Genomic DNA, 25776 nt, shown 5'->3' with positions numbered 1-25776 from the left:
AGGAAAGGAGATCGCCATGGTTGGAAACACGACAGTCGATCCGCTGGCATGGGCATCGGTGGTGACGAAGCCGGAAATCAACTCGGTCAGGAACCCAAGCACCGGCCATGTGCTTGATGTGCCCCGTCTGATCCGCGCATTCCGGTATGAGCGCGCGATCCTGTTGCGCCAGAAGCTTAAGGCACTCGTCAAACGCGGCGAAGCACGCTTGGTCTGCGCGACGTGCGGTGTTCCGGTCTATCTGGCTTGCAGCACGACCAAGCGGTTCTTCTTCCGGCATCGTCATGAAGATGGCTCGTGCCCCGCTGTTACGCGGATGGAGTTGAGCGAAGCCGATATCAGGGCCATGAAGTATCGCGGCGCACAAGAGAGCGCGGCGCACAAGCGGATCAAGGAGCTGCTTCTCCGAAGCCTCGCGGCCGACCCGCGATTCAAGGATGTGGCGCCAGAACAAACCTGGAAAGCTAGCGAGGGCCTGAGCGGGCTGCGCCGACCGGACGTTTCGGCACGCGCGGATTCCACGAGGCTCGCCTTCGAAGTGCAACTGAGCACCACCTTCATGGACGTCGTGCTCAGCCGGAAGGAGTTCTATCGGCTAGAGCGGGCAGCGCTCGTCTGGGTACTGCCGTTCTTCCACCCAAGTTATCGCCGAATGACCGATGACGACATCCTGTTCGGGAACAACTCCAACGTTTTCGTTGTCGATGAAAGCACGGCCGCGGCGTCCGAGGCGGCAGGAACCTTCATCATGACATGCTGGTACCGTAAGCCGGTCATTCAGGGCGATAAGATCGTCGATGAGTGGGTCGAGCGAATGGTTCGGTGGGATGAGATCACGGTCGATGTGGACCGCCAGATCATTGTCGTATTCGACTATGCGGAGGAGGCCACAAGGCGCCGCGAAGAACTCAGGGCATCCCGCTTGGAAAGGATCGCAGCCGCCGAGGCCGCCGCAAGGCAGGCCTTGGAAGACCAGGAGAATGAGCTGCGCGAGCAAGTCCTTCGGTTCGTTGTCGATGCCTCGTGCGAAAACGACTACCTGCCTCGATACAAGACATGGTTGGTCCTCAATGATCGCCTGCGTTCCGTCGGATACGGCCTCGACGGGGAGTACCCTGACCTGCAGACAGCCACTCGCATCGTCCATCTGATCGAGAGTGCGAGGGCAGGGAAGCCTGTGGGGTTCCGATACAAGAGCTTCGCCGAGCTAGGCCATCATCTCATTCATCAGCACCCGGAATTGCTGCTCGCCTTTGGCCATATGCTTCGCAGGTTTGGGACAAGGGACGCCTTGTATAGCGACGATCGAACGGGGAAGCTGAGGGCTAAGCTCGACGCCATACGGTCTGAACTCACCCAAGACCCGAAATACAGGATGGCAGAGGATGAGGAGCGTTTGTGCGCGTTTCTTTCCATGGGAACATCTCGAAAGGCACGACCCGACAACGACAATCGCGATCTGAATGGGCGCGAGGCTGCATAACGAAACCACAGGCTGACAAAGGATGGTTTGAATGGAATTTCTGGCGCTGGCCTCGGCTGCAGCCTTCATCTGCACACCTATCGCCGTCTGGGACGGTGACGGACCGATCTGGTGCAAAGAGGGGCCGAAAATTCGGATCGCGGGCATCGCAGCCCGCGAAATGGATGGGACCTGCTCGCGAGGACACCCGTGCCCTTCCTCCTCAGCGGTGGCGGCTAGGGACGCCTTGGTACTATTGCTCGGTGGGCCGAAGGGCCAGCGCGACACCGGTCACATCATCGTGCGGGCACCAGCGATGCGATGTTCAGCAGACGGGCAGAGCTACGGCCGTGTTGTAGCCAGTTGCAGGCTTTCAGATGGTCGAGACCTTAGTCAAGCCATGCTGGCCACAAAGACTGTGCTGCCTTGGAGGTAAGTTTCATGCTCTATCAAGCCGATCAAGTCGTGCTACCAAGTTGAGATGCGGATCACCGACTACCACGCTCGACTTTTTTCCTACCAGGTTACCCGGCAAGCACCGGCCGGTGCTGACGACAACCTCTCGATGTCGTTGTTTGATGCTTCGGTCGACCTCAACCCGCACCAAATAGAAGCTGCAACCTTCGCGCTACAGTCGCCGTTGTCTCAGGGCGTCATACTTGCCGATGAGGTAGGCTTAGGCAAAACCATCGAAGCAGGAATTGTTCTCTGCCAGAAGTGGGCGGAGCGGAAGCGCCGCCTGATAATCATCTGCCCTGCCGCCATTCGACAGCAGTGGGCGAACGAACTTCAGGAAAAATTTAATCTGCCGGCGTTCGTTCTGGATGCAAAAACCTACCGTGAGCTGCGCCGAGAAGGCCATGCTTGGCCTTTTGAGCAGAAGGCTGTGCTGATCACGTCCTATCATTACGCGGCGAGGCTGCAGGACGAGCTACGTGCGATTGAATGGGACCTCGTGGTGATCGACGAGGCCCACAAATTGCGCAACGCCTACAGGCAAAGCAATCGGCTTGGGCAGGCGATCCGATGGGCAACCGAAGGTCGCAAGAAGCTTCTGCTGACCGCCACCCCGCTGCAGAACAGCCTGCTTGAACTTTATGGCCTGTCGACGTTGATCGATGAGGATCTGTTTGGCGATCAATATGCCTTTCGCGCGAAGTACATGAACGCGGGCGGCAGTATCGCAGAGCTGCGTGGCCGCCTGACCGAGTTCTGCAAGCGGACCTTGCGCCGACAGGTGATGGAGTATGTCCGCTACACCGCAAGGCATGCCTTGACGCAGCCATTCTATCCCACAGATGCAGAGCAGGAACTCTACGATCTGGTGACGAAGTTCCTTGAGGAAGAGGGAACGTATTCGGTGCCGGACCGGCAAAGGCATCTCACCGTGCTGGTGATGCGCAAGTTGCTGGCGTCATCGTCAGTCGCAATTGCCGGAACCCTATCGACCATGAAATCTCGGCTCGAGGACCTCCGCAAGAGCGAGTCCGATTCAGGCAGCGATCTGATAGAGGCCCTGCTCGGAGATGAGGAGTTCGAGCCTGAGTTGCTCGAGGAATGGGAAGCGGAGAGCGATCCGGAAGATCAAGAGCTGGTCATCCAACCGATCAAGCTGCGCAAGGAAACCGAGGAGATTGCCGCGCTGGTTGACCGGGCGAAGGCGATCCAGACCGACAGCAAGACTTTTGCGCTCCAGAAGGCGCTGGAGATCGGGTTCGCCAAGCAGGCTGAAATGGGCGCCAAGCGCAAAGCGCTGATCTTTACCGAGTCCCGTCGGACCCAGGATTATCTCAAACGGTTCCTCGAAGACAACGGCCACCGAAGGAAGGTCGTCAGCTTCAGCGGCACAAACGCTGGCGAGGATAATCAGGCGATCTACGAGCGCTGGATCGCCGAAAATGCGGACAGCGGTCGTTCCACTGGGTCTCGTGCGATCGACATGCGTAGTGCCTTGATCGACCATTTCCGTGACCATGCCGACATCATGATTGCGACCGAGGCGGCGGCCGAAGGCGTCAACCTTCAGTTCTGCTCGATGGTCATCAACTATGACCTGCCCTGGAATCCGCAACGGATCGAGCAGCGGATCGGACGGTGTCACCGCTACGGTCAGACTCACGACGTCATCGTCATCAACTTCCTCAACGAGCGAAACGCGGTTGATATGCGGGTGCATGAATTGCTCCGCGACAAATTCAAGCTATTCGATGGCGTGTTCGGCGCGTCGGACGAGGTGCTTGGCGCCATCGAGTCAGGTGTCGATTTCGAGCGCAGGATCCTAGCGATCTACGAGAAGTGCCGGACCGAGGACGAAATCAAGTCGGCCTTTGATGCCTTGCAAGCCGAGCTTGAGGAGCAAATCGCGTCCCGCATGGACGAGACCCGCGCCACGCTGCTGGAGCATTTTGACGAAGATGTTCACACCCGGCTGAAGTTGCGTCTGGACGAGACCAAGGCTCAGCTCGACCGTATTAGCAGGAAGTTCTGGGACGTCACGCGGCACATGCTGGATACAGCAGCGCAGTTCGACCCAGCCAGTCTGACCTTCGATCTGCACCAGCCACCAGCTCCCGAAATCCCGCGCGGCCGATATCACCTTATCTCCAAGCTGCGCGAAGACGGGCTTGAGGCAAACGCCCACGGAAGCTTCCTTTACCGGCTTTCACATCCGTTGGGTGAGCATGTGCTCGATGCGGCGAAGGCCTTGCTAACGCCCACGGCCGAGCTGCACTTCGATGTCAGCGGCCATCAGGTTCGCAATGCCGTTATGGAGGAAATGCGCGGGAGCAGCGGGTGGCTGACCCTGCGCCGGCTAACCATTTCTGCATTCGAGGACGAGGAGCATCTCCTTCTCTCAGGCATGGACGATGGCGGGCGCTCGCTCGATACCGAGGTCTGCGACAAAATGTTTTCCATCGGCGCGGCCGTTGTGCGTCCAATCTCGGTGCCCGATGGCATCGCTGCGCGGCTTCAGGCTGGTGCTGAACGTCTCGAAAAGTCGACGCTGAATCAGGCTGCCGAAGCCAGCGGCAAGCATTTTGCTCAGGCGCGAGAGAAGCTGGAGCAATGGGCCGAGGACAAGATCTTCGCGGCTGAACGAGCGCTCAAGGACACCAAGGAGCAGATCAAGGCGATGCGCCGGCAGGCCCGGAATGCCGCCACCGTCGAGGAGGAGCACGAGGCTCAGAAGAAGCTGCAGGAGCTGGAGCGCAAGCAGCGCAAGCAGCGGCAGGAAATCTTTGACGTTGAAGACGAAATTGCCGAACGTCGGGACAGCATGATCGATGCGCTGCAAAAGCGCATGGCTCAGCGCACGCAGTCCGAAACTCTGTACACCATCCGTTGGTCGGTTATCTGAGAGCCCTCATACTATGCCAACCAAACCCTCGGACATTGGATGGTATCCGCGCGATCCGAACTATCGCAAGACCTATGAGGACGCCATGCGTGCGGCTCTGCGCCACTATGCGAGGCATGGTGACGTGACGCAGGTTCAGCAACTGCTGCAGCTCGTTACAGACAAGGAGGCCCGGTTCGCCATTGCGAGGCGGGTCGCTGCGCAGTTTCCAATCCGGGTAAATCAAAGCGGAAAGCTCTCGCGCGACAAGGATCGCTCACCAGATTTCGACTGGAACGCGATCGAAACTGCCAGCTTTTGGCCCCGGCGAATTCAAAGCGACGCTGGGCACATTTCCATTCGGAATGAAGAATTCTCCCTCTCAGAACTGATTGACGAAGTGATTGATGTACTTGTGCTTCACCGTCATACGATATCGAACGGCGACTTCGAGCGATTGCAGAATGCGGTCGACACTGTAGCTAAGCGTCGACGATCAAGGGCACCGTCCGAGTCAGGGCTGCCGACGTCCCCCGAGGAGTGAATGTGAGCAAATTCGACGAACTCGTCGCCAAGCTGCGCGAGATTTTCCAGATTGACCGGCCGGAGCTGGATTTCGGCGTCTACCGCATCCTCAATGCCCGCGCGGACGAAATCAACGAATACCTGACCAAGCGGCTGCGGGAGCAGGTGGGAGCGGCACTGGCCACAGGCTCTGCCGCCTACATGGAGGCCCAGCAACGCGAGCTCGAAGAGGCAATTAAGGCTGCCCAGGCGTTGGGCGCAGACCCCGAAACGCTGCCCAAGGTCAAGGAACTGCGCGCCGCCATTGCCGGTGCGGCATCCGGCGCCTCCGATCACGAGAACGCCGTGTTCTCGCACCTGCTGGCATTCTTCTCGCGCTACTACGACAAGGGCGATTTCATCAGCCAGCGCCGGTACAAGGGTGATACCTATGCCATCCCCTATGCAGGGGAGGAGGTGGTGCTGCACTGGGCCAACAAGGACCAGTACTACACCAAGTCCGGCGAGGCGTTCAGCAATTATGGCTTCAAGCTGCCCGATGGCCGCGCCGTCCGGTTCCAGCTGATCGCCGCCGATACCGCCAAGGATAACCGCAAGGATAACGACAAAGACCGCCGGTTCGCGCTCGCCGAGGCGCGCACCGTAACTCGGATCGACGATGAGGGAGAGCCTTACGAAGAAGAGATCGTTCCTATCGCCGAGGAAGACGGCGATCTCGTCATCCGGTTCGAATACCGGGCCTTCCCGGCCAAGACGAAGCAGGAAAGCCTGGTCGATGCCGCAGTGCAGGCCGTCCTGGCTGAAGAGGCAGTGAAGGCGAGCTGGCTGGACCTGACCACCCGCGCGCCGACCGACAAGAACCTGCAGCGCACCGTGCTGGAAAAGCACCTGACGACCTATACCCAGAAGAACACTGCCGACTATTTCATCCACAAAGACCTCGGCACCTTCCTGCGCCGCGAGCTCGATTTCTACATCAAGAACGAGGTGATGAACCTCGACGATGTGCAGGATGCCAAGAGCTTTGCCGCGATCGAAGCCAACCTGCGGATGATCCAGTGCTTGCGCGCGATCGCGCAGGATCTGATCACTTTCCTCGCCAGCATCGAAGATTTCCAGAAGAAGCTTTGGCTCAAGAAGAAGTTTGTTGTGGCAGCGCATTATTGCGTCACGCTGGATCGCGTGCCCGAGGCTCTCTATGCTCGGATTGCAGCAAACCCCAGACAATGGGCGCAGTGGCACGATCTGGGCATGCGCGACAGCGCCGCGCCTGGCACCGCCGCAGACCTGAAAGCCCAGCCCTATCTGATGGTGGACACGGCGCTGTTCGACGTTGCGTTCCGTGCCGATTTGCTCAAGGCCATTTCAAATCTCGATGCCAGTATAGATGGCCTGCTGGTTAGTGGCGACAACTTCCAAGCACTAACGTTAATCACTGAGCGTTATCGCGAAAAGGTCAAATGTACTTACATTGATCCGCCATACAACACAGATGCCTCAGCCATCGATTATAAAAATGGCTACAAATCGGCTTGCTGGGCCACTCTTTTAGAGTCGAGATTGCGTGCCGGTCAAAACCTCTTGGCCCAGAATGGCGTACTTTTGGCAGCTATCGATGACGCGCAGTTTCGCGAACTAAGCTTCATCACGGAAAGCGTGTTTCACAAGATTCTTGGCACGTTCGCAGTTAGAGCAAACCCGTCCGGAAGGCCTACAAAGACCGGATATTCTGTTTCGCACGAATACATGATTGTGGCTGGTCGATCAGATAAATCATCCATCGGACGACTGCCTCCGACCGATGCGCAAAGGGCTCGCTTCAATCAAATCGATGATGAGGGGCCTTTCGAATGGCGAAATCTAAGACGGGAAGGGTCAAACTCAGATCGGACAGACCGTTCGCGGCTATACTATCCAATCTACCTTTCGGGCCAAACCATACGAGTTCCCAAGATGGAGTGGTCAGAAGAAAATGACGCATGGACGGTGTTGGAAGATCCTCGACCGGACGAAACGGTAGTCTGGCCTGATAACGATGAGGGCGACCAAAAAACGTGGCGTTGGGAGGGTGACACAGTCATGTCATCCCTTGGGCAACTCGCTGTGCGGAAGGACAGGTCTAAAAAGGACTATGTTTATTACAAGCGCAGGCCCAATGATGATGGAGTGGTTTCGGTATCGACATGGGCTGATGCAAAGCACTCCGCAACGGAGCATGGATCCAACTTTTTGAAGAATTATTTCTCAGGTAAGAGCTTTTCATACCCCAAATCTATACATGTCGTAACCGATGCAATTTACATCGGGGGTGCTTCAGATAGGCGTTCTCTCACCCTCGACTATTTTGCAGGTTCCGGCACGACTGGTCACGCGGTAATAAATCTGAATAGGGCGGACAAAGGTTACAGAAAGTACATCCTTGTGGAGCAAGGTCAGTATTTCGAAACTGTTGTCAAACCCCGAATGCAGAAGGTCGTCTACTCCGCGGGTTGGATTGACGGAAAGCCGGAGTCGCTTGATGGCATTAGTCATGCCTTCAAGGTTCTGAAAATCGAAAGTTACGAGGACACCCTCAACAACCTGACTCTCAAGCGCGCCCCCGCCCAGCAGGGCCTGCTCGATCGCATGGACGAGGGCGCGCGCGATGAATATCTGATGCGCTACATGCTCGATGTGGAAGGCCGTGGTTCGCTCCTCTCGGTCGAGGATTTCGCCAAGCCGTTCGACTATGAACTGGATATCGCCGTCGACAGTGCCGGTGCCTCCGAGCGCGCCAAGGTCGATCTGCTCGAAACCTTCAATTACCTGATCGGGCTCACGGTCAAGACGATCGACATTCAGCTTGCGCGCGGCTTCGCCACGGTTGAAGGCACGCTTCCCGATGGCAAGCGCACCCTGATCCTGTGGCGCGACTGCGAGAAGCTCGACTACGACGGGCTGACGAAGCTCTGCGACCGTCTCGCCATCAATCCCGGCGACAACGAATATGACGTTGTCTACGTCAACGGCGATCACAATCTGCCCACGAAGCTGCAGGCCTCCGAGGCCGATGGTGGCGGGGAGAAGGAACTGAATATCCGGCAAATCGAGCCGGAGTTCCTTGCCCGCATGTTCGATGTGGCGGATGCCTAATGGCACGCGCTCCGCAACGACGTCGCAGCTTCCATCAGGAGCTGGTGCTCAACCGCTGGATGCTCTCCCACTTCCGGGGGAAGAGCCTCGCCGTGCTAAAGGAGCGCCTGGGCGCTGACCGGCACGAGGGGCTGGACGATGACGGGCAGACGCGGTTCTTCCACGAACTGGTGCGCGACCTGTTCGAGTATGAACGCATCAGCAATGCCGAGCTGCGCCGATATGATCTGAACATCGTCGGCCAATGGAAGGCTATCACCGAAAAGCGCTACGTCGCCGAGGGCGCGGTGCTGACGATGAAATATTTCCAGTACCTCAGCCTCCTGTTCAGCGAGATCTATCTCGACTGGTATTTCAATCGGCGGCAGGACCTGCTCGATGGCCTGAACGACGAGCTGAGGGCTTACCTGGCGGAAGAGGGGGCCGAACCATTCCGTCCCTATACCGCAGACGATCTCAACAAGATCGCCTATTGGAGCGCGACCGGCAGCGGCAAGACGCTGCTGCTCCACGTCAATATCAGGCAGTATCTGCACTATTACCGTGGCGGCAACGCGGGGGTGGGCTCGGGCGCCTATCCCGACAAGATCATCATCCTCACCCCTAATGAGGGCCTCTCGCGCCAACATCTCGAGGAGCTGTCGCTATCCGGCTTCTCGTTCCACCGCCTGTTCGACAAGAACCGCGCGCCAGACTTTCCTGGCACGATCGAAGTGATCGACGTCAACAAGCTCGGGGATGAGGGCGGCGACAAGACGGTCGCCGTGGACGCCTTCGAAGGCGATAATCTGGTGCTGGTGGACGAAGGCCATCGCGGTACCAGTAGCGGCGCAGGCGCATGGCTCGCCCGCCGCGAGAAGCTGGTGAGCAAGGGTTTTGCGTTTGAATACAGCGCAACATTCTCGCAGGCCGTCGGCAAGGGCATGACGGTCGAGAAGGCGGAAGAGGAGCTGCTCAAGCGGAAGGCCAAGCGGATCTTTCCGGATCGCCAATGGCGCACCCTCACAGGCGACGAAAAGGCGCAGCTGAGCCTCAGCCTTGCCGAGCAGAAGCGGGCGCGCAGCGATGCCGTGAAGGAAACCTACGCCAAGGCGATCCTGTTCGATTACAGCTACAAGTTCTTCTACGCCGATGGCTACGGCAAGGAGCACCTGATCCTCAACCTAGCAGACGACCGCGATGAGGATACCCGGGCGCTCTATTTCACGGCGTGCCTGCTGGCGTTCTACCAGCAGCTCTACCTGTGGGAGACGAAGCGGCCCATTATGGCCGATTTCAACATCGAGCGGCCGCTATGGGTGTTTGTCGGCCACACGGTTGCTGGCGAAGAGAGCGACCTGATGGCGGTGCTTGGCTTCCTCGCCGGGTTCCTGAACAATGACGAGCGCGCCAAAGGCTGGATCGCAGAGCTGATCGCCGACCGTGCGCAACTGCTTGATACCAAGGGGCGCAGTATCTTCGCTGGGCGCTTCACGCCACTTCTCGGGCAAGATGCCGATGCCGTTTACGCCGACATTCTGCGCCGCGTCTTCAACGCGGAATCGCGTCAGCGCCTGAAGCTCATCAACCTCAAGAGCAGCAAGGGTGAGCTGGCGCTGCGTGTCGGAGGCTCAGAGCCATTCGGCCTGATCAACATCGGCGACGACAGCGGTTTCTTCAAAACCGCCGATGAAGCAGAGACTGGGTTCGACACCGAGAGCCACGATTTCGCTGGCAGCTTGTTTCATCAGATCAACCTGCCTGACAGCCGCATGTCGATGCTGGTGGGGTCGCGCAAGTTCACCGAGGGCTGGTCGAGCTGGCGCGTGTCGACAATGGGCTTGCTCAACATGGGCCGGGGTGAAGGCTCCCAGATCATCCAGCTCTTCGGCCGCGGCGTCCGACTGAAGGGGCGTGACATGTCGCTGAAACGGTCATTGCCGACCGAACGCCCTAAGGGCAGCTACCTGGAGAAGCTGGAGGCGCTCAACATTTTCGGGGTGCGCGCCGACTACATGGCCACCTTCCGCGAATATCTGATCGAGGAAGGGATTACGCCGAGCGACGAAATCATCACGCTGGATTTCCCGACCCGCAGCAACCTGCCGACTGGCAGGCGCCTGAAAACGCTCAAGCTGCGCGATGGCTACAAGGACAATCAGGCCAAAGGCTTCAAGCGGGTCCATTTCCCATGGCTCTACGAGGTGCCTGCGGAATTCGAAGGCAAGATCAAGCCGCCGCATGTCACGCTGGACCTCTACCCACGCGTTGAGGCTATGGCCTCTGACGGCAAGGGGCAGGCGGATGACGGTAACATGCGCCACATCGGCAAGATCGACCGTGCCATCATGGCCATGTTCGATTGGGACCGCCTTTTCCTGTCGCTGCAGCAGTACAAGCTGCAGAAGAGCTGGAGCAATCTCCGCCTCGAGAAGGCCCGGCTTCGCCAATTCTGCGAGAGCCGCGACGACTGGTACACGTTGTTCATGCCAGCGAGCGAGCTGACATTCTCGAGCTTTGCGACTATCTTGAAGCTTCAGGACGTCCTGCTTCAGCTGCTGTGCGACTACACTGATCGCTTCTATCAGGGCCTGAAAGCGGCCTACGAGGGTCAGTATTTCGACCTTGATGAGGTGACCGAAGAGCATGGCTCGATGCTCAAGCTCTACCAGTTCGAGATCGAGAACAGCGACGCCGGCGAAACCTACCTGAACCGTTTGAAGGCGCTGCAGGAGATTGTTGCTGCAGGGAACATCGGTGAAGCCAACAAATGGCATGCGGCCAACATGGTCGCGATCAGCTTCGATCGGCACCTGTTTTACCCGCTGCTCTGCCCGGTAAAGGATGGCTCCCTCCCGTTGAAGATGCGGCCGCTAGGTCTCGGCGCGGAGAGTGAAGTCAGGTTCGTGAAGGACCTTATGGCCTTTTACGACTCCGATGCGGGGCGTAAGGCAATCGGGAAGCGGAGCCTGTATTTGCTCCGGAACGCCGACACCAAAGCGAAGGGTTTGGGCTTCGCTTTGGCAGGCAATTTCTACCCGGACTTCTTGCTGTGGCTGGTCGATGATGAAACGGGCCATCAGAGCCTGAGCTTCCTTGACCCCAAGGGTATCCGTAATCTGGATCTCGACGATCCCAAATTTGGCCTCTTTCAGGTGGTCAAGAAACTTGAGGGAGAGATTGGAGATGGCTCGCTCAGCTTAAACGCGTTCATCCTGTCCGAAACTGAATTCGGAGACCTGCTCAACTCGCGGCGACTCAACCGTGCGGACCTAGAGGCGAGGAACGTCCTCTTCATGGAGAAGAGTAATAGCAGCTACATCGAGCAGCTATTCAGAACCATCGTAGCGGCCCAATAGGTTGGCGCATATGAGAATCGGTCTCAATGTCGCCAGGCCACGGTGACGATGGAATTTTCCTCTGCAACGACGAGGTAGACATTCCGGAACCGCTCATGCCCCGCGATCGCGGGCCCCATGTATTTGGCGTACCTCTTCCACGTGGCTTTGGTGAAGCTGTATGACCTGCACTCGCCTCCGAGAAACCGCTCCTCGCCGAAGTCGATCAGCGCATCGATGATGAACTGCGGGACACATCGATCAACCTGTCGCCTTTGGCCGTGCCGGGTCGGCTGAGCCGCGCCGCGACCGATGAGAGAGCCCGCGCCAAATGGATTCCTATTCATGGGGCTCTCCTACCCGGTTACGTCGATAAGGAGATCGCCGAGGAGCTCTTGGAGCTTCTCATCGTGCTGGGTTTTTTGCTGACGCATCCAGGTCAGCCTCGCCTCCGCGGCATCGGAACCACGCAGGTTCTTCGGTAGATGAGCGAGTTGGATGGCACCGGTCAGGATGGCTCTTGCCAGCTCCTCGTCACCTTGGGCTATCGTCAATGCCTCCGCACTTCCAACGTCGTAGCTCGGGCTGCGCCATACCGGCCAAACGTCTAGCGCAGGTGCGTCGTCGCCATCCTGACGTACCTCCTCAATGCGCCGCTTGAGATGGTCGACGAAGGGATTGTCGCATTCCTCGTCATAATCCAGCGGGACGAAGGCATCCTCGATCTTGGCGCTCTCGAGCACATACGAGGCGCGAAGATCCCGCTTTCTGATCGAGGTCTCCTCTTGAACCTCCACTTCTTCCGCCTGCCAGTCGTGCAGGAACCTGCCGCCAAGGTGCGAAAAATGACAACCCATTTCACCAACGGCGTCACGCCGGGCGCTGAGTTCTGCGAGCCGATTGCTACGTTCGAGCAAGCTTTCCCGCGCGACAAGGTCGAACAGCAGAGGCGCCAGTTCGAGGATCGTTTCGCGGGTCTCGTTATAGCGCATGGCGACAAGCTCCAACGCATTCTGCGCCGCGCTCGAGATGCTGAGGTCAAGGGGCACACGGTCATTGAACAGGCTACGCGCCTGATCAGGCTCGGGAGGCGTGAAAAGGTCCGCAGGCTGGCATTTCAAGGTGTTCGCCAGTCGCTTAGCTGTTTCAGGCCGGGTCGCGCCTGCTTTCCCGTTTTCAATTCGGGTGATGGTAGCGCGCCCGACGTGAGCCGCATCGGCCAACGCCTCGGCGGTCAGTCCAGCCTCCTTACGCAGGAAGATCAATTTATCCGGGTTGATGGTGCTCATAACGTCCTCCTGCCTCAATAATGAGCCATTCAGACGCTAAAACAACAATCATATATGTATCATTTTCACTGTGAGTGGTTTCCAAACCCCGAGTCTGTCCGCTAATGGATCACGGATTGAGCCAAAGGATCGGATTTCGGATCTGTTCGGGGATCATATCGCTCCGCAATTGATCCGATGGCTCACAGGGCTCAGCCTGCCACACCACAGCGGACTTTACCGCCAGAAGCCGTCCTGCCTCTGCCCGTAACGGTTGTCATAGTCTTCGCGCTGGTCGTAGGCGCTCTTGCGAATACCCACCTCGACCCGCTGACCGCCGGCATTGCGGATGTGGAGATCGCGCAGATCAATTCTATTGCGCTGCGCCCAGTCCTTTGCCTCGCGCTCGCTGCCGAAGGTTCCTGCATCTTCGTAATCGAATGCCATTTCATGCTCTCCTTGAGGTGGTGATTGACGGTCTGGAAGATTGGTTACGCAGGATCATGCCGATTGCCTCCGGGCATCGGCGGATCGGGCAATCACCGAATGGCGAGTCCTGAGCCGTGAAGGGCGCAGTTGCGCTAGTCTCCGGAAGGCTGTTGCGCATGCGGCGAGCAGAGAACCCGCCACCACCGAGGCCAGAATGGCCAAACCGAGCGCCACCCATTCCGGTCCCGGGAAAGGGCCAGGCTGGACCGCAATCGGCTCGGCGGCGCCTGCAGCACCAACCCCTGTCGCCGTCATGAACCCGTCCGCTATCGGATGAGGCGTGAGAACCATTGGCGCATTGCCGGAACCTGGTTCCGCACCGGACATCGCTGGATCGCGTGGTGGCATGGCCTTTCTCCTATCGGCTGCGTTCGATGCTGCGTTCGGGCAGGTCGATCTGCGGTACTGACCGCAGGCTGTCCCTTGCCACATTGGGAAGCGGCGAGAGGGTGTCGCCACCGTTGCGCAGGTGTTCAGGGATCTTCGGACTGAATTCAGCGGACGTGCGCTTCCCCTTGCCTTCATCGACCTGCTTTTCGCCAAGGGTCTCAAGCGCGCTGGTCTTGTCGCCGGGGTTGCGCTCGATCTGACTGAGCAGACGGTCCTTGTCGTTGGTGACGATCGTGATGTCGTCACGCACGCGGGTCATCATCACAAGTGCAAGGCGCTGATTCGAAAGGTTGCGGGCGGCCGAGTGCATCTCGCCGATCGCCATGTCGCGGGTATCGCCCTGCGCCTGATGCATGTTCAGCGCATAGGCGAGACCCATGCGCTCGAGCATCCGGTCGTTCTGCTTGAGCTCGATAGTGTCGCCCTGGCGGTTCTCGACCGTCACGACCCCGTCCCGGATCGCCAGAACACGAGCTTCCTCGGACTTCATCAGGCCGCGAGCGGTGTCCTTTTCGTTCCAGCGGACCTTGTCACCCTCGTAGATCGTCTCCCGATGCTTCTCTGAAAGTCGCAGGGCATCGCGCTTGTCAGCCGGGTCGATGGTGGAAGGGTCAAAGCGCTTCAGCTTGCCCTGTGCATCGCGCAGCACCACCCTCCCCCGACCATCGGTGCCTTCAACGACATAACGCCCGCGCGCCAGCCCCCCCGGAGCGTTGGCACGCATGACCTCAAGAATTTGGCCCTTGTCGTAGGTGCTGGCGTAGCGCAGCTCTTCGCGTGTGGCGTGTGCCGGTAGCAGCGTCGTCAGCTGCAGACCCTCGCCCTTCAGCACGCCTTCGGCTTTGAGGCCCTCCTGCACCATCTGGTTGAGCGCGCCGCGCGCATCGCGCCCTGCAGAGTAGATCGCCGTACGTGCCCTATCCTCTTGCCCCAGTGCCAGCCAGGTCTGTGCCGTCACCCGAAGGTGATCCTGGCCCGCTTCGACCACACGCTCGCCGAGCGAGGCAAAGCTCTCCCTGAACTGGCCAGCCCTCGCAAGGCCGGCGGCTTCCTGCATATGGGGCGTACGTTGGCGCAAGGAGGTTTCGAGCCGGGCCATGGCCGGATTGTCGGCCTGGATGAGCGCAAACGCCTTGCCCGCCTCGATCGAGAGGAGCTGCGCCTTGTCACCCACCATGATGACCTTCTCGGCGCCAAGCCGGTTGGCGATGGTCAGAAGGTCGTTCATCGGCTTGTTGGCAACGAGCGAGGCTTCATCAAGAAGGAGGACCTTGCCTGCAACCAGCTTGCGTGATGCCTCGAACTGCGGCCCCGACCCGTGGAGCGCGCCGCGCAAGTGCTGATTGATGAACGAGGAGACCGTCTGCGCTGCGATCCCCGCTTGCAGCAATTGTCCGTCTCGGCCGCGAAGCTGGGTTTCGTTCCTGAGGTCGCTCACCATCTTGTTGGCAAAGGCAAGGCCGATGACCTCCCTGCCCTCTTGGTAGGCGACGCTGGCTATCGCGGAAATAAGGGTCGTCTTGCCAGCGCCTGCGACCCCCTGGATCACCACCGTGCGGTCATCGCTGCCAAGCGCGAGGGTGCCTGCTGCAATCTGCTCGGCATTGAGATCCCGTTCGCCGGCAGCCTCTCGCAGGCGTGACGGGGCCTCTCCCATCGCAAGCATGCCCGGACTGGCCCCCTGCCCGCGCGCCACGTTGTCGAGTGTCGAGCGCTCGATCAGCCGGTGTTCGGGCGTCGTAAAACGGTCAGGCACGCCATCGATCCGGGTGCTCTTGCCAGCCAGCACCTGGCCGCCCTCCAGCAGCCGCTGCATGCGGTCCTCAACGCCTTCCGCGGTTACGCCCCTGAGACCAAGGTCGAGCGCGGTCTTGACGAGCTCAGCCCGCGTCCAAGAGGTTTCTCGCTCGCCGATCATGCGGATGGCAGATGCTGTCGCCATCTCGGTGCGCAGCTGCGTCGGGGTCAGCAGGGTCCGCGCCAAACCGTTGGTCGTGAGTTCGTCAGCCGGACGCGTATAGATGCGGGCCGTATCGCGAATGTCCTTGATCGCCTCACGCACGCGCTCGGCGGTGCCGAGCTTGGCTTCGGCCGATAGCTCGGAGCGCGCCCGCGCCTCTGCGGCCAGCGCCTTGGCGTCAAAGTCCAGCCCTTCGGCCCGCCGGACCCACTCAGCCTTGAGCGCCTGCTTGTCGTCAGGATTCAGCTTGGGATCGCGGGTCCGCTTGGTGATCTCGCGCATCGCTTCGGTTTCGGACGGGCTGCGACCCAACCTCTCCGCGGTTGCCAGAATGTCCTGGCGTCTTTGGCTGAACGCATCGATGACGTCGCGCGGCACGCCCTTGATCTCGAACTGTCCGTGCTTGCCGGTGATCTCTGTCTGGTATCCGAGCTTCTCGAGGTTGCTGCGCAGGGCCGCGTTGTAGATCGAGCCAAGGACCGAATTGTTCTTCCAGATCTCACCATTCCAGAGCGCCTTCCACTTGCCCGCCTTGTCCTGCGTCATCGCCGCGATCACGGCATGGGTGTGGTTCTGCGGGTCGAGTTTGCGGCTCGTGTCGTGCTGGAAGAGCGCGTAGACGAGGTTGCCGGTCCTGACCGGCTCGCCATTGCCATTCCGGGAATAGTCCCGCGCTTCTGCGAAGTGCTTTTCCAGATAGGCCATGACGGATTTGACCGCACTGGCCTGCGCCTCCAGCACACGCTTGTCGCCGCCCAACTGGATCATGAGACTGGCCGACTTCGGCATCGAGAAAGTCAGATCAATTCCGGCACGGCGGTTGGCATTGGCATTGACGATGCTGCCGTCGGGAAGCTTGCCATCGAGCAGCTTCTCGAAGTCGTCCTTTGAGACCTGTCCCTTCAGCCCGAGAGCCTCGGCACCCTTCCCGCCCCACTCGCTGAGCTCAGCCGGGCCATCGCCAACATAATAGTCATCCTTAGCGAAATAGTTGGCTGCGCCTCCGGCAGAACCCACTGATGCGACCGAGAGCATCTCAGGCCCCTTCCCGAGACGTTGACTGGAACATCGGACGAGCGGCATCGCCCAGCAGAAGCCAGGCTGGATCGACGGCGAATTTGATGCAGACACGCGCGACGAGACTGGCAGGCGGATCCCTGTGACCGCCTTCATAATTCTTGGCCGTCTTCACCGCGATTCCGAGATCCGAGGCGAACTCGCCCTGCGTCTTGGAAAGCGCCGCTCGTAGCGTGCGTAGTCGCAGGCCGAAGGCAACACAGGATGCTGGTGGCGGCTTCCGGACAGTGGCGTGAACCGTCATCGTTCCGGCTCCTGATCGTCATCAATCGAAGGCTCTGCGCGGCGCTTGTCCTCGGCCCCGAAGCCGTGGATCGTTTCACGCTGGACCTCGCTCTCCTGGCCCGCGTCCCGCGCATCCTTGTCGCGCTGCTGATCGGTGCGATTCTGCGCCCGACCAGAGCGCTCTGCGACATCTTTCAAAGCGAATTGCTGCTTCTCGCGTCTGTCCTTCTCGCCAGACTTGCTGAACTTGAAGGCGCTGTGGGGGTCGCGCTCGCGCGCCGGTGGCCCACCGCTCTCTTCCTCCTTGCGTTGTTCGCGCAGAACCCGTTCAGCTTCTTCGACGGTTCGCTCGACCGAGCGCTCGATCTCTTCGCGTAACCTTTCCGCTTCCTGCTCGGCATCGGTGCGCTCCGCATCGATGGGCTTTTCAAACCGCTGCGGCTGCTTGTCCGGACCGCTCTCATCACCTGCCCTCATCAGCATCTCTGCGGCTTCCTCGGGCGTTGGAACATAGTCTGCCGCACGCATGTCCGTGACACGCACGAAGCCTGGCGCGCGCGCTTTGTAGTCCTTCCAGCTGAGCTCGATCCGGGCTGCCGGAAATCCGTCCGGGAACTTCACAAAGCCGTGCATCGATGGAAGGTTGGAAATGTCGTCAGGGAAGACGAGTTCGGCCACCTGAGTGCGCGGTGTGATCGTCGAAGCGTCCCGGTTGCTGTTGTACCCATAGGAATAGGCCTCATCCATCTGCCTGACTTCGCGCCGGCCAATGAATTCCGAGCAGCGTTGGGCCGTCGCCGGATCGGCCAGTTTGAGGATCAGTTTGGTGCCAGCGAGAGAGGTGAGATGCGTCGCGCCATTCTCTCCGTAAGTGTCCTGCAATGCACCGAAGGAATGCATTCCCAGAATAAAGGCACCGCCGACCCCTCTGGCAGTCTGAAGACCATTCTCGATGGCGGGCAGGCGATGGAGCGCATGGACCTCATCGATGAGAAACCACGTGCGCAGATTGCGGGTCCGGCCCATGCGAAACAGAGCGTTGACGGCAATGTCCATCCACAGGGTCAGCAAAGGCCGATTGAGGACAAGGTCAGGGTGGGTCGAGGTGATGAAAAGGATCGACCCTTCCTTCACATCCTCGGTCATCCACTTGTTGATCGAGAAGCCCGGTTGACCATTGCGTGGCTCGGGCAAGAAGCGGAATACGTTGGCGTTCGCATTGAAGGTTGCCCGGATCGCTTCAGCCATCTTTGCGGCTGATGGCGACATCAACGGAGCTGCGATCGTTCCCTCGAGATAGCGGCTGATCGTCTTGAGGTCGGCGTGCATCAGAAAGTAGGCAAGGCCGCCGTTCGAGCGGATGCCGAGCCTGATCATCTTCATGCACATTTCGACAAAGATTGTGCGGGCCGACTTCTGCCAGAAATCATCGTCCGCATTGCGGCCGCTCGGGACCAGTGCGCTAGCGGCGCTCATGAACTCGGCATAGTTGTCGCAATCGTTGAAGATCGACCAGGGCTGGCAACGCTGATCCATCGGGTTGAGAATGAAGTCGGTGGTCTCGTCGTAGAAGCTCTCGACGAAGGTCCCGGTGAGGTCGAAGATGACACAGCGGTGGCCCCGCGCCCTCGCCTGTGTGACGATCTTCTTGAGCTCGGTTGTCTTGCCTGCACCGGTGGTGCCGATGAACATCGCGTGGCTCTGTTCAAGGCGCCAAGGGAAAGGGACACCAGCGAGCCTATAGGGCTGATGCAGCCCGCGCCTCGTGCGGCTCTTGAGGTCCTCCTTGAGAACCGCGTCAGGGTCCTCCGCTGGCATGCGGGCAAGACATTCCTTTTGGTGCTCGTTCCAATTGTAATGTTTGATCGCCGCAACGAGCACATCACGCTCAACCTTGACCGCACCGCGCTCATGACGTTCGGTCAGAATTTCTGACCCGCGGCGCCTCGAATATTCAAAGAACCAGATCGTCAGCGGGACGCAAATGAAGACCGAACCAAGCATGGCCGAGACAGTCACCTGAATGGCCTTGCCCCACGCCGCCATGACGGCGGGATGAAAGGGCACCATATGCATCCGGCCCTGCACCATATCGCCCGATGGGAGGGTCAGGTTGACGGACTTCATGGGGTTCAGTCCGACCCAGTTCCAGAACTCCGCAAGGACCCGCATCAGAACAAGGGTCACCTCGTGGTCTTTGAAGGTGATCGCAACGAGCAGGGACAGCAGACAGACCGTTGTTCCGGCCCAAGTGTAAAGAGGGATGCGAACCCCTGCCCAGGTCATCAGAATCTGATGGTGAAACAGCTGCGATCCGCGAGTGAAATTGCCCGCGTTTCGCTTCACTTTTCCGCGCGCGGAATCATGCGTCAGCGTGACGGCTTTCTTGCTGAAACGGATGTCCTCACGCATGGTATTCACGCACGTTGCGCAGAGCCATGTCGATGAGCTCGTTGACGTCCTCAGGGTATTGCCGTTCAACCAAAAGCGACAGCGCGAGCTGGGTATGCTCGAGGATCGTCAGAGCGCGTTCGGCATTCAGCGCGATGCCAAGGTTGAGGAGAGGAAGGCCGACGGCAATCGAAGCACGGATCGCTTCAGCGCGCGAAACGCCTTTGGTAGCAGCAAATGCGTCGAGCTCGCGCAGCACCTCTTCGGAGAGGCCGATGCCGATGCCTTTGAAGACTTTACCCATGCAAACCTCACAAGGTTATGCATGGCTTGGATACCGCAGGCGCATTTATACCGTAGCCGAAACGCCGTGAAAAGCGCTTTGCAGCCCGAAACTTGTTGCGGCGCTATGCGATTGTTTTAGCGTGCTTTTGGCGCTCTTGATCAGCTTCCGAAACATATTTCACCGAGCCCCAGCCCCGCCGATCTACACCTAACATCCTGCAATAAAACGCGATTCGTTCCGAAACGCCTTACGGTAAAACCGTGTTCGGTGTGCTAGTTCAGGGACTTGGCGGCTATGTGCTGAGATCTCGGGTTTGGTGGGAGTCGCATGTCAGGGGTGGCTTTCCCGAAAGAAGCCAGGCCGAAGGCCGGCGTGCGATGAAAGCGAAGATTGCGTTGCTTGCCAAAGCCACGGCACGGTGCCTCTGGCACCTTCAGAGGCCCGGCGTCGTCTCGGTTGTCCGGCAGGGCGCAGAAGCATCAGGCAAAAAAACGTCTCGATCTGGCTCTACAGATGGTTCATCATCTGAGAGGCAAACGAGACGCAAAGGACAGGCCTTATGGTGTCAAAGGTTGAACGCGAGCGCGCTGCTCTGGAAGCCGCTGAAAAGGAGCTGGCGGAGCGCAAAAAGAAGCTCGCGGAACTCGAACAGGAAGAGGCGGAAAAGCAGCTCGCCAGACTGGTGCGAAAGGTAGGGCAGGATCGTGCAATCCAGCTCCTCGAGCTCGCCGTGAAAGTGAAGCCTAAAGCAGCGGTCGATGCTCTGACAAAGCTGGCGTGAGGCGGGCGTAAGCACAGGGGCCATTGGGTGCGGACTACCGCACCCGTGAGGCTCAGTATTCGTCGTCCATCTTCCCTGCTGCGGTGTAGACGATGTCGTCGATCAGATGCAGCGGAAGCTCACCGTAGTCCCCTTCCTCGATCAGCAGATACGAGCCGTCTCCGGCCCGGACCACATGGACATCGAAGAAGGTGTGATAAGAGCGCCGTTCCGCCTGCATGATCTTCTCATCGAGTGCGATGATGTCGGTATCGATCTGACGGATCGTGGCGGTATCAGCTTCATAGGCTTCTGCGGTGTAGCACATCGTTGCCTCCTGTCGTTGGCGGCTCGTCCGCCATGCCATGAAACAGCGCTCCGGATGTGCTCAGGTCACCGGAGCGAAGCGGAGGCTTGACCGCAAACTGGTCGAGTGGTGCGGAAGTCCGCTTGCGGACTTCCCGGTCGGCCTGTTTGTGGTTGACCCGGGCATGGCCGGAGTGCTCATGGCGATGGTGGTGGACGGGCCATTGGCAGGAGGCTGAAGTCGGATTTGCACCGTGCTTTGTGAGCGTCTCCGTCCTCGCGCAGAGCGCTAGTTCCATGGCATGAGAAAAGGGCACCGCGGCTTGAGGCCGGGCACCCTTTCCCCTTGCCGAACGAACGGGAGGCTGTTCGTCGATCGACCTGAATCTGGTTGGCGCTGGGTATTCGGAAACGGGAGCGAAATGCACCCTTCAGCGGATGCGCAATGCTCGGCCTGAGAGCCCGCTCACGACGCCCATTCCATTGTTGGAAACTGTTCGCCGCAATCGGTGCAGGCAAGGATTGAGAGGCTTTCGAAGACGGTCTCGATCTGGGCACTGCGAAAGGCTTCAGCGGTATGGTGATCGCTAAGCAGGGCACGTAGCGCATCGAGCGGGATTTCTCCCTCTGGACCGCTACCCTGCCCCAGTGCCCGCACAACCTTGGCGGCAAGTTCTGATGGCAACAGGATGTCGCGCGCAAATGCGATATGCTCGGAGACCATGATTGTGATCGGCGACGGTCCGCCTGGGCAGTGGACACGCAGCGTTCGGCCAAGAAACTGCGCCTCTTCGACGATCGCAATCACCTCGGCGCGCCAGTCAAAGCAGGCGGCAAAGCTTGCGAGGGAAAGAGAGTTCGCGTTGACCTCGAAGTTGAGCGGTGCAGCCGAGAATTCGTGGCTGTCGGTTTCGATGTCAGCATGGCCCGCGTGCAGCCGCCGCATCAAGCTTGCGAGCTCGAGCGCGGAGACTTCCGCTGGCTCGGAATGAAGCCGAGTGGTGGTGTCCTTGACCCTGAATGTGACGAGCATCTTTGCCTCCTGCTGCTGCTCGCCCTTTCGCTTTCCCCCTCCTCTTTCAGGTGGTGAGAACCGTACCCTGAGCCGTTACGTCAATGCCTGCGACACGCGCCCGCCCGCAGGGTCGGGTCGTGGAAACTAGCGGTTCACCTGGGTACCGCCGCTGCTGGCTGAGCGGCACGCTGAAGAGGGCCTGAAAGGCGCGTATGCACCGATCTCGGGCCGCGCATTGCATGTTCAAATCAGCTATCAGCATCACGCACCAGCGGGCTTTCTCCTTAACGGGCAAGGGGGGTTCGATGCCCCCTGAGCCCGTGCTCGCACGAAAGAAAAGTGGAAGGCCCCGGCCTCAGCCGGAGCCTTCCATAAAGCGCTCATCCGAGGCTGCGTGAGCCTGGCTTGCGTTGATCACTGATGCGCCGGATGTGGAGCGGCACGCCCGCCTGGCGGAGGCGCTGTGCCAGGTTGGACTGGATGCCGGACCCTTCACCTATAATCGCCTCGACCGGACCGAGCTTCACGATGTTCTCATTGCGCAAGAACGGGGCACGGTTGCCGTGGCGACGATCGGGCATGAAGAGGATGGTTTGCACGCCGTTCCGCTGTGCCCAGGCATTTGCCATGGCATCGACACCCTTGCGCATTCCAGTGGTGCCCAGAACCATCGTCGGGATGCGGGCCTTGATGTCATCGAGGATCTCCCAGATCATCTCGAAGTCGTGCCAGTCCTGCTGGCCGCCCGAGACGATCACCAGCGGGCCATCGGGCTGGAACTGTGCCCGCCGATCCCTTGCCCGAGCGGCAAGGTAGTCCTGCGCCTGGACCTGCGAGGCGGTCACACCATTCTTGCTGACCTGCGACCCGCGCGTGGCTGTGAATACCCGGCCTGTTTCGACCCGGTAGACATCCGCCGCATGGTCCCGCATCGCTTCGAGCGCTTCGCGGCATCCTTGCAGTGTCTGGCACAGCGCTTGTGTCTCCTCGAGCTCCACGGCGTAGATCTCCGAAGGATCAAAGTGACGAGCGAGCTCACCCAGCTTCTTGGCGGCATCATCTTCGCGCCCCTCGGCCAGACGGGCGGTCATGTGGAACGAGTTGACCATCCCCCAGGCAAGCTGCTGCGCGAACTCCTCCATGCGCGTGTCCTTGAGGACATCGAAGATCGTTCCGATAGCCATCTCGACGGCGCGGCGCGCCATGTCCGGATCAGGCATTTCCGCTGCGATCGGTTCATCGATGATGCTGAGCTTGGCAAGATCGCTGTGCTCGACAAAGGCACCGTCGTAGGATTCGACGATACCGTCACGGTTGTCCGCGAGCTCAATGCGCGCATTGGCGAGATCAGCGAAGCTGTTGAATTTTTGCATGGGTAGCCTCCGATTGTTGAAATCGTCCCCACATCGGGAACGGCCGAAAACCCATCGGTCGGGAGGCGTGCAGTCAGGGACGGCGAGCCGTGCTCGCCGCCGCCCCTGCGGGCGTGGGGGTGCCGATTTTCTGCGCGCGTTCCGCAAGCGCAGCGCAGCAGGCACGCGTGCGGAAAATTGGGGGAACCGCGATCCTTGACGAGCGCCGGAGACCGATATGTTTCGGCAGGTGTTCCTGTGTGTGGAAGAGACGTTCCCGCCCCCGAGCAAGAGAGACGAAGGCAGGACCGGTCAGGCGCCCCGGCGCCACGCCGGGCCGCCCCTTCGGCCCTGCGCAGGGGTTACAGCGGGAACACCGCCATTCCATTGTGGGCGGATGCGGTAGTAAAGCCGATCGGCCCGAGCAGCCAGCGCTGGTTGATTGCGCTAACCGCGATCCCATTGGTATGAGATTATCCGGAGGTGGGATGCAGTTTCCCCGGACTTTTCAACTTGAAGTCGGCGTGCCGACGGTTGTCACCATTAGCCGATGCGATTAAAACGATGATCGCTCCCGGCAGGAGCATGACGCCCGTCTCCAAGCCAAGCTGTTGATCAGCACTGCCGCGATATCTCATCATGCCTTGCAACATGTTGTTCGGGCTTGAGTGCTGGTGGTTGACGGGCGACGCTACATTTCAAGCCGCGGAGAACAATCATGTCGATTGCTAACGTGCGGCCGTCCAATCTGGCCAACATCAAGCGCCTCGCGAATCAACTGAAAAAACGAGACGGCATTCCTCACCGACGGGCCCTCGACTTGGCCGCGCGCAGTGCAGGCTTTGACCGATATGAACATGCCCGCACTTCCATAGGTGATAGATCGGCCCGTGTGTTCCTGACCGGGTACTGGGAAGACCAGGAGACTTTCGAGCGCGGTCGGGAGTCTCTGCCCGTCACTTTGTCGCGTCCGCTATTGGATCTGGTGTCAAAAGCGCAGCTCAAGCTTGTCGGCGGCCTCGCATCCATGCGCGTGGCTGCATCCGACCACCTCGTGAAGGACATGGTGGGGCCCTCGCGCGAGTATACTCGCGATAGTTTGTGCAAGGCGGCACGTGCTCTTCGGTTCATGGAGATGACGGGCCTGCGGCCATGCGACTATCTCGAAGCTAGCCGCGCGATGGCTGATCTCGATGAGGAATTGCCCGGCAACGACCATTCCAGCTATTGGAAGCTGCCGGCCAGCGGACAGTTCATACTCATCGACGAGCCCTACTCCGGACCGAGCGTGAGCGATGAACGGGCAACGTGGGCAAAGCGGAATGGTTGGGATCTCGCCGCTGCAGACTGGCCTGGTCTGTACTTTCCGTATCGCTGCACCCTCTTCGTCGCTTCCAAGCGTACTGAGGACTTCGATTTCCATGCCTTGGTGAGGACCATCAACGCACTGCCCGCTCCAGAAACACCAGAGCACTGGGCCGGGTCATCAATGCCCAATCACGATGTCTTTATCTCGCCGCAAGCGGCAACGCCGCAAGACAAGCGCCGTGCAAAGGCAAAGGGCACCATCGTTGCGCGTCCCTCCCGGCAAACGCTCCCCTATCACCGCGACATGATCGGATACGATCGCAAGCCGAATGGCAGCATGACGCTGGTTCAGCATCAGCTGGCAGGACGTTTGCTGCGGGCGATCCTGCAATCGAACAGCAAGCCCGGAGCGGTGAACTGGCGCGTCGACAAGCTCATGCGCGTACTCGTCGATTGGCTCTACGCCGACGTGCCGCATCAACAACTGAACGCCCTGGATGACCCCATCGACCTCTATTATGGCGACATGTCTCCAGACGATCCGCTGTTCAGCCGTGCCAACTCGCGTAGCGGTGTGGAAAGCCTCCTGATCGAGCTGAAGGTGCTTCTCGAAGGCTCCTATCCCCAATGCGCTCCTCTGCGGAAGCTTACCGGAAGAATCGACACCGCCTTGAAAATCACGCGATCGGGCGCAGGACCGAACGCCTGAAATCTCGGGCACCAGTCAGGGTTGGGTCGTTGCGCGCCGAGACGGCGGCATATGCCGCCGACGAGCGCGCGGCGACCCAACGCGTCAGCGATCGTTACCCGAAGGGCCGAGACCCGTCCGGGGCTCGGTGCAGCGCGGCGCCAGCGCAGCCCTTGCGAAGCCGGGGCAGCCGCGCGCCGGGCGGCATAGAGCGCGGTCCCGGCCAGAGGTCGGGAGACGTCACCGGCTGCTTCCATGACAGCGGGCTTCCGTGTCCGGTGGGAGATAACTCAATCGCTCCGTTCTCCAGAACACCAAGTTTAGCCAGCGGTGCGCCGCGCCGCTGCAGCTTCCTCGCCTGAGGGGCGCCCTTCGCCAGCATTTATGCGCGCCTTGGCAGCTTCCCAGATGGCGGGTATTTCAGCGAAAGCCGCCTCGCCGGCTTCCCAGTAGTACTGGAAGAATGCCTGGATCAGCGGCAGCCGGAC

At 59.7% G+C, this 25776-nt stretch carries 18 protein-coding genes; 8 read left to right on the top strand and 10 right to left on the bottom strand.

All coding sequences use genetic code 11. The features are described from left to right. Positions 1 to 16 precede the first annotated feature (16 nt). The 6 genes from NSE01_RS19735 to NSE01_RS19710 are packed head-to-tail and all read left to right on the top strand — an operon-like array spanning position 17 to position 11794. Entirely contained in the window at positions 17 to 1483 is a 1467-nt protein-coding gene (locus tag NSE01_RS19735; protein ID WP_147161320.1) for a DUF6035 family protein, read from the top strand. Between the two features lie 31 nt (positions 1484 to 1514). Beyond that, positions 1515 to 1898: a thermonuclease family protein gene (locus NSE01_RS21825; RefSeq protein ID WP_147161319.1), complete on the top strand. Its 384-nt coding sequence runs from the start codon at positions 1515 to 1517 to the stop codon at positions 1896 to 1898. A 45-nt stretch (positions 1899 to 1943) separates the two neighbouring features. Next, entirely contained in the window at positions 1944 to 4820 is a 2877-nt protein-coding gene (locus tag NSE01_RS19725; RefSeq protein ID WP_147161318.1) for an SNF2-related protein, read from the top strand. A 13-nt stretch (positions 4821 to 4833) separates the two neighbouring features. After that, a complete protein-coding gene (locus NSE01_RS19720) occupies positions 4834 to 5343 on the top strand; it encodes a hypothetical protein (protein WP_147161317.1) in 510 nt (169 codons plus the stop codon). 2 nt (positions 5344 to 5345) lie between these two features. Continuing rightward, a complete protein-coding gene (locus NSE01_RS19715; RefSeq protein ID WP_147161316.1) occupies positions 5346 to 8456 on the top strand; it encodes a site-specific DNA-methyltransferase in 3111 nt (1036 codons plus the stop codon). Further along, positions 8456 to 11794: a DEAD/DEAH box helicase family protein gene (locus NSE01_RS19710; protein WP_147161315.1), complete on the top strand. Its 3339-nt coding sequence runs from the start codon at positions 8456 to 8458 to the stop codon at positions 11792 to 11794. The genes NSE01_RS19715 and NSE01_RS19710 overlap by 1 nt, the downstream gene beginning before the upstream one ends. Before the next feature lie 23 nt (positions 11795 to 11817). Here NSE01_RS19710 and NSE01_RS19705 read toward each other — a convergent pair whose 3' ends face one another. The 7 genes from NSE01_RS19705 to NSE01_RS19675 form a co-directional block, all read right to left on the bottom strand. After that, positions 11818 to 12120, bottom strand: coding sequence for a hypothetical protein (locus tag NSE01_RS19705; RefSeq protein ID WP_147161314.1), 303 nt, complete (start codon positions 12118 to 12120; stop codon positions 11818 to 11820). A gap of 9 nt (positions 12121 to 12129) precedes the next feature. Then, the gene (locus NSE01_RS19700) at positions 12130 to 13062 is read right to left on the bottom strand and encodes a helix-turn-helix domain-containing protein (protein ID WP_147161313.1); all 933 of its coding nucleotides are present in this window, start codon (positions 13060 to 13062) and stop codon (positions 12130 to 12132) included. A gap of 216 nt (positions 13063 to 13278) precedes the next feature. Beyond that, complete coding sequence (locus tag NSE01_RS19695; protein ID WP_147161312.1) at positions 13279 to 13488, bottom strand: hypothetical protein; 210 nt, start codon at positions 13486 to 13488, stop codon at positions 13279 to 13281. Between the two features lie 400 nt (positions 13489 to 13888). Beyond that, positions 13889 to 16915, bottom strand: a complete 3027-nt coding sequence (gene mobF / locus NSE01_RS19690; protein WP_170233914.1) for a MobF family relaxase — start codon at positions 16913 to 16915, stop codon at positions 13889 to 13891. Between the two features lies 1 nt (position 16916). After that, complete coding sequence (locus tag NSE01_RS19685; protein WP_147161310.1) at positions 16917 to 17201, bottom strand: helix-turn-helix domain-containing protein; 285 nt, start codon at positions 17199 to 17201, stop codon at positions 16917 to 16919. Continuing rightward, positions 17198 to 19594, bottom strand: coding sequence for a type IV secretion system DNA-binding domain-containing protein (locus tag NSE01_RS19680; protein ID WP_147161309.1), 2397 nt, complete (start codon positions 19592 to 19594; stop codon positions 17198 to 17200). Before NSE01_RS19680 ends, NSE01_RS19685 begins: the two co-directional genes overlap by 4 nt. Then, a complete protein-coding gene (locus NSE01_RS19675) occupies positions 19587 to 19877 on the bottom strand; it encodes a ribbon-helix-helix domain-containing protein (RefSeq protein WP_147161308.1) in 291 nt (96 codons plus the stop codon). The genes NSE01_RS19680 and NSE01_RS19675 overlap by 8 nt, the downstream gene beginning before the upstream one ends. Positions 19878 to 20421: 544 nt before the next feature. Here NSE01_RS19675 and NSE01_RS19670 point away from each other — a divergent pair. Continuing rightward, positions 20422 to 20640: a hypothetical protein gene (locus NSE01_RS19670; RefSeq protein WP_147161307.1), complete on the top strand. Its 219-nt coding sequence runs from the start codon at positions 20422 to 20424 to the stop codon at positions 20638 to 20640. A gap of 52 nt (positions 20641 to 20692) precedes the next feature. Here the strand turns inward: NSE01_RS19670 and NSE01_RS19665 are convergent, their stop codons facing one another. From NSE01_RS19665 to NSE01_RS19655, 3 genes are all read right to left on the bottom strand, one after another. Next, positions 20693 to 20947, bottom strand: a complete 255-nt coding sequence (locus tag NSE01_RS19665) for a hypothetical protein (RefSeq protein ID WP_147161306.1) — start codon at positions 20945 to 20947, stop codon at positions 20693 to 20695. Between the two features lie 444 nt (positions 20948 to 21391). After that, on the bottom strand, positions 21392 to 21958 hold the full coding sequence (locus NSE01_RS19660) for a hypothetical protein (protein WP_147161305.1): 567 nt from the start codon (positions 21956 to 21958) through the stop codon (positions 21392 to 21394). A 362-nt stretch (positions 21959 to 22320) separates the two neighbouring features. Beyond that, complete coding sequence (locus NSE01_RS19655; RefSeq protein ID WP_147161304.1) at positions 22321 to 23313, bottom strand: DUF2493 domain-containing protein; 993 nt, start codon at positions 23311 to 23313, stop codon at positions 22321 to 22323. Positions 23314 to 24010: 697 nt separating this feature from the next. On the opposite strand from NSE01_RS19655, the gene NSE01_RS19650 reads away from it, so the two are divergent. After that, positions 24011 to 25309, top strand: coding sequence for a DUF5623 domain-containing protein (locus NSE01_RS19650; protein WP_147161303.1), 1299 nt, complete (start codon positions 24011 to 24013; stop codon positions 25307 to 25309). Positions 25310 to 25776: the final 467 nt, after the last annotated feature.

It is taken from the genome of Novosphingobium sediminis (genome assembly GCF_007991615.1).
In the GTDB taxonomy this organism is placed as follows: domain Bacteria; phylum Pseudomonadota; class Alphaproteobacteria; order Sphingomonadales; family Sphingomonadaceae; genus Novosphingobium; species Novosphingobium sediminis.
Note: the sequence above shows the minus strand (reverse complement) of the source record. Positions and strands in the feature narration are given on the sequence as shown.

Excerpts from the sequence above, each read along its gene's own strand:
- NSE01_RS19735 (WP_147161320.1), top strand. The coding sequence starts at position 17 with ATGGTTGGAAACACGACAGTCGATCCGCTGGCATGGGCATCGGTGGTG.
- NSE01_RS21825 (WP_147161319.1), top strand. The coding sequence starts at position 1,515 with ATGGAATTTCTGGCGCTGGCCTCGGCTGCAGCCTTCATCTGCACACCT.
- NSE01_RS19725 (WP_147161318.1), top strand. The coding sequence starts at position 1,944 with ATGCGGATCACCGACTACCACGCTCGACTTTTTTCCTACCAGGTTACC.
- NSE01_RS19720 (WP_147161317.1), top strand. The coding sequence starts at position 4,834 with ATGCCAACCAAACCCTCGGACATTGGATGGTATCCGCGCGATCCGAAC.
- NSE01_RS19710 (WP_147161315.1), top strand. The coding sequence starts at position 8,456 with ATGGCACGCGCTCCGCAACGACGTCGCAGCTTCCATCAGGAGCTGGTG.
- NSE01_RS19705 (WP_147161314.1), bottom strand. The coding sequence starts at position 12,120 with ATGAATAGGAATCCATTTGGCGCGGGCTCTCTCATCGGTCGCGGCGCG.
- NSE01_RS19700 (WP_147161313.1), bottom strand. The coding sequence starts at position 13,062 with ATGAGCACCATCAACCCGGATAAATTGATCTTCCTGCGTAAGGAGGCT.
- NSE01_RS19695 (WP_147161312.1), bottom strand. The coding sequence starts at position 13,488 with ATGGCATTCGATTACGAAGATGCAGGAACCTTCGGCAGCGAGCGCGAG.
- mobF (WP_170233914.1), bottom strand. The coding sequence starts at position 16,915 with ATGCTCTCGGTCGCATCAGTGGGTTCTGCCGGAGGCGCAGCCAACTAT.
- NSE01_RS19685 (WP_147161310.1), bottom strand. The coding sequence starts at position 17,201 with ATGACGGTTCACGCCACTGTCCGGAAGCCGCCACCAGCATCCTGTGTT.
- NSE01_RS19680 (WP_147161309.1), bottom strand. The coding sequence starts at position 19,594 with ATGCGTGAGGACATCCGTTTCAGCAAGAAAGCCGTCACGCTGACGCAT.
- NSE01_RS19675 (WP_147161308.1), bottom strand. The coding sequence starts at position 19,877 with ATGGGTAAAGTCTTCAAAGGCATCGGCATCGGCCTCTCCGAAGAGGTG.
- NSE01_RS19665 (WP_147161306.1), bottom strand. The coding sequence starts at position 20,947 with ATGTGCTACACCGCAGAAGCCTATGAAGCTGATACCGCCACGATCCGT.
- NSE01_RS19660 (WP_147161305.1), bottom strand. The coding sequence starts at position 21,958 with ATGCTCGTCACATTCAGGGTCAAGGACACCACCACTCGGCTTCATTCC.
- NSE01_RS19655 (WP_147161304.1), bottom strand. The coding sequence starts at position 23,313 with ATGCAAAAATTCAACAGCTTCGCTGATCTCGCCAATGCGCGCATTGAG.
- NSE01_RS19650 (WP_147161303.1), top strand. The coding sequence starts at position 24,011 with ATGTCGATTGCTAACGTGCGGCCGTCCAATCTGGCCAACATCAAGCGC.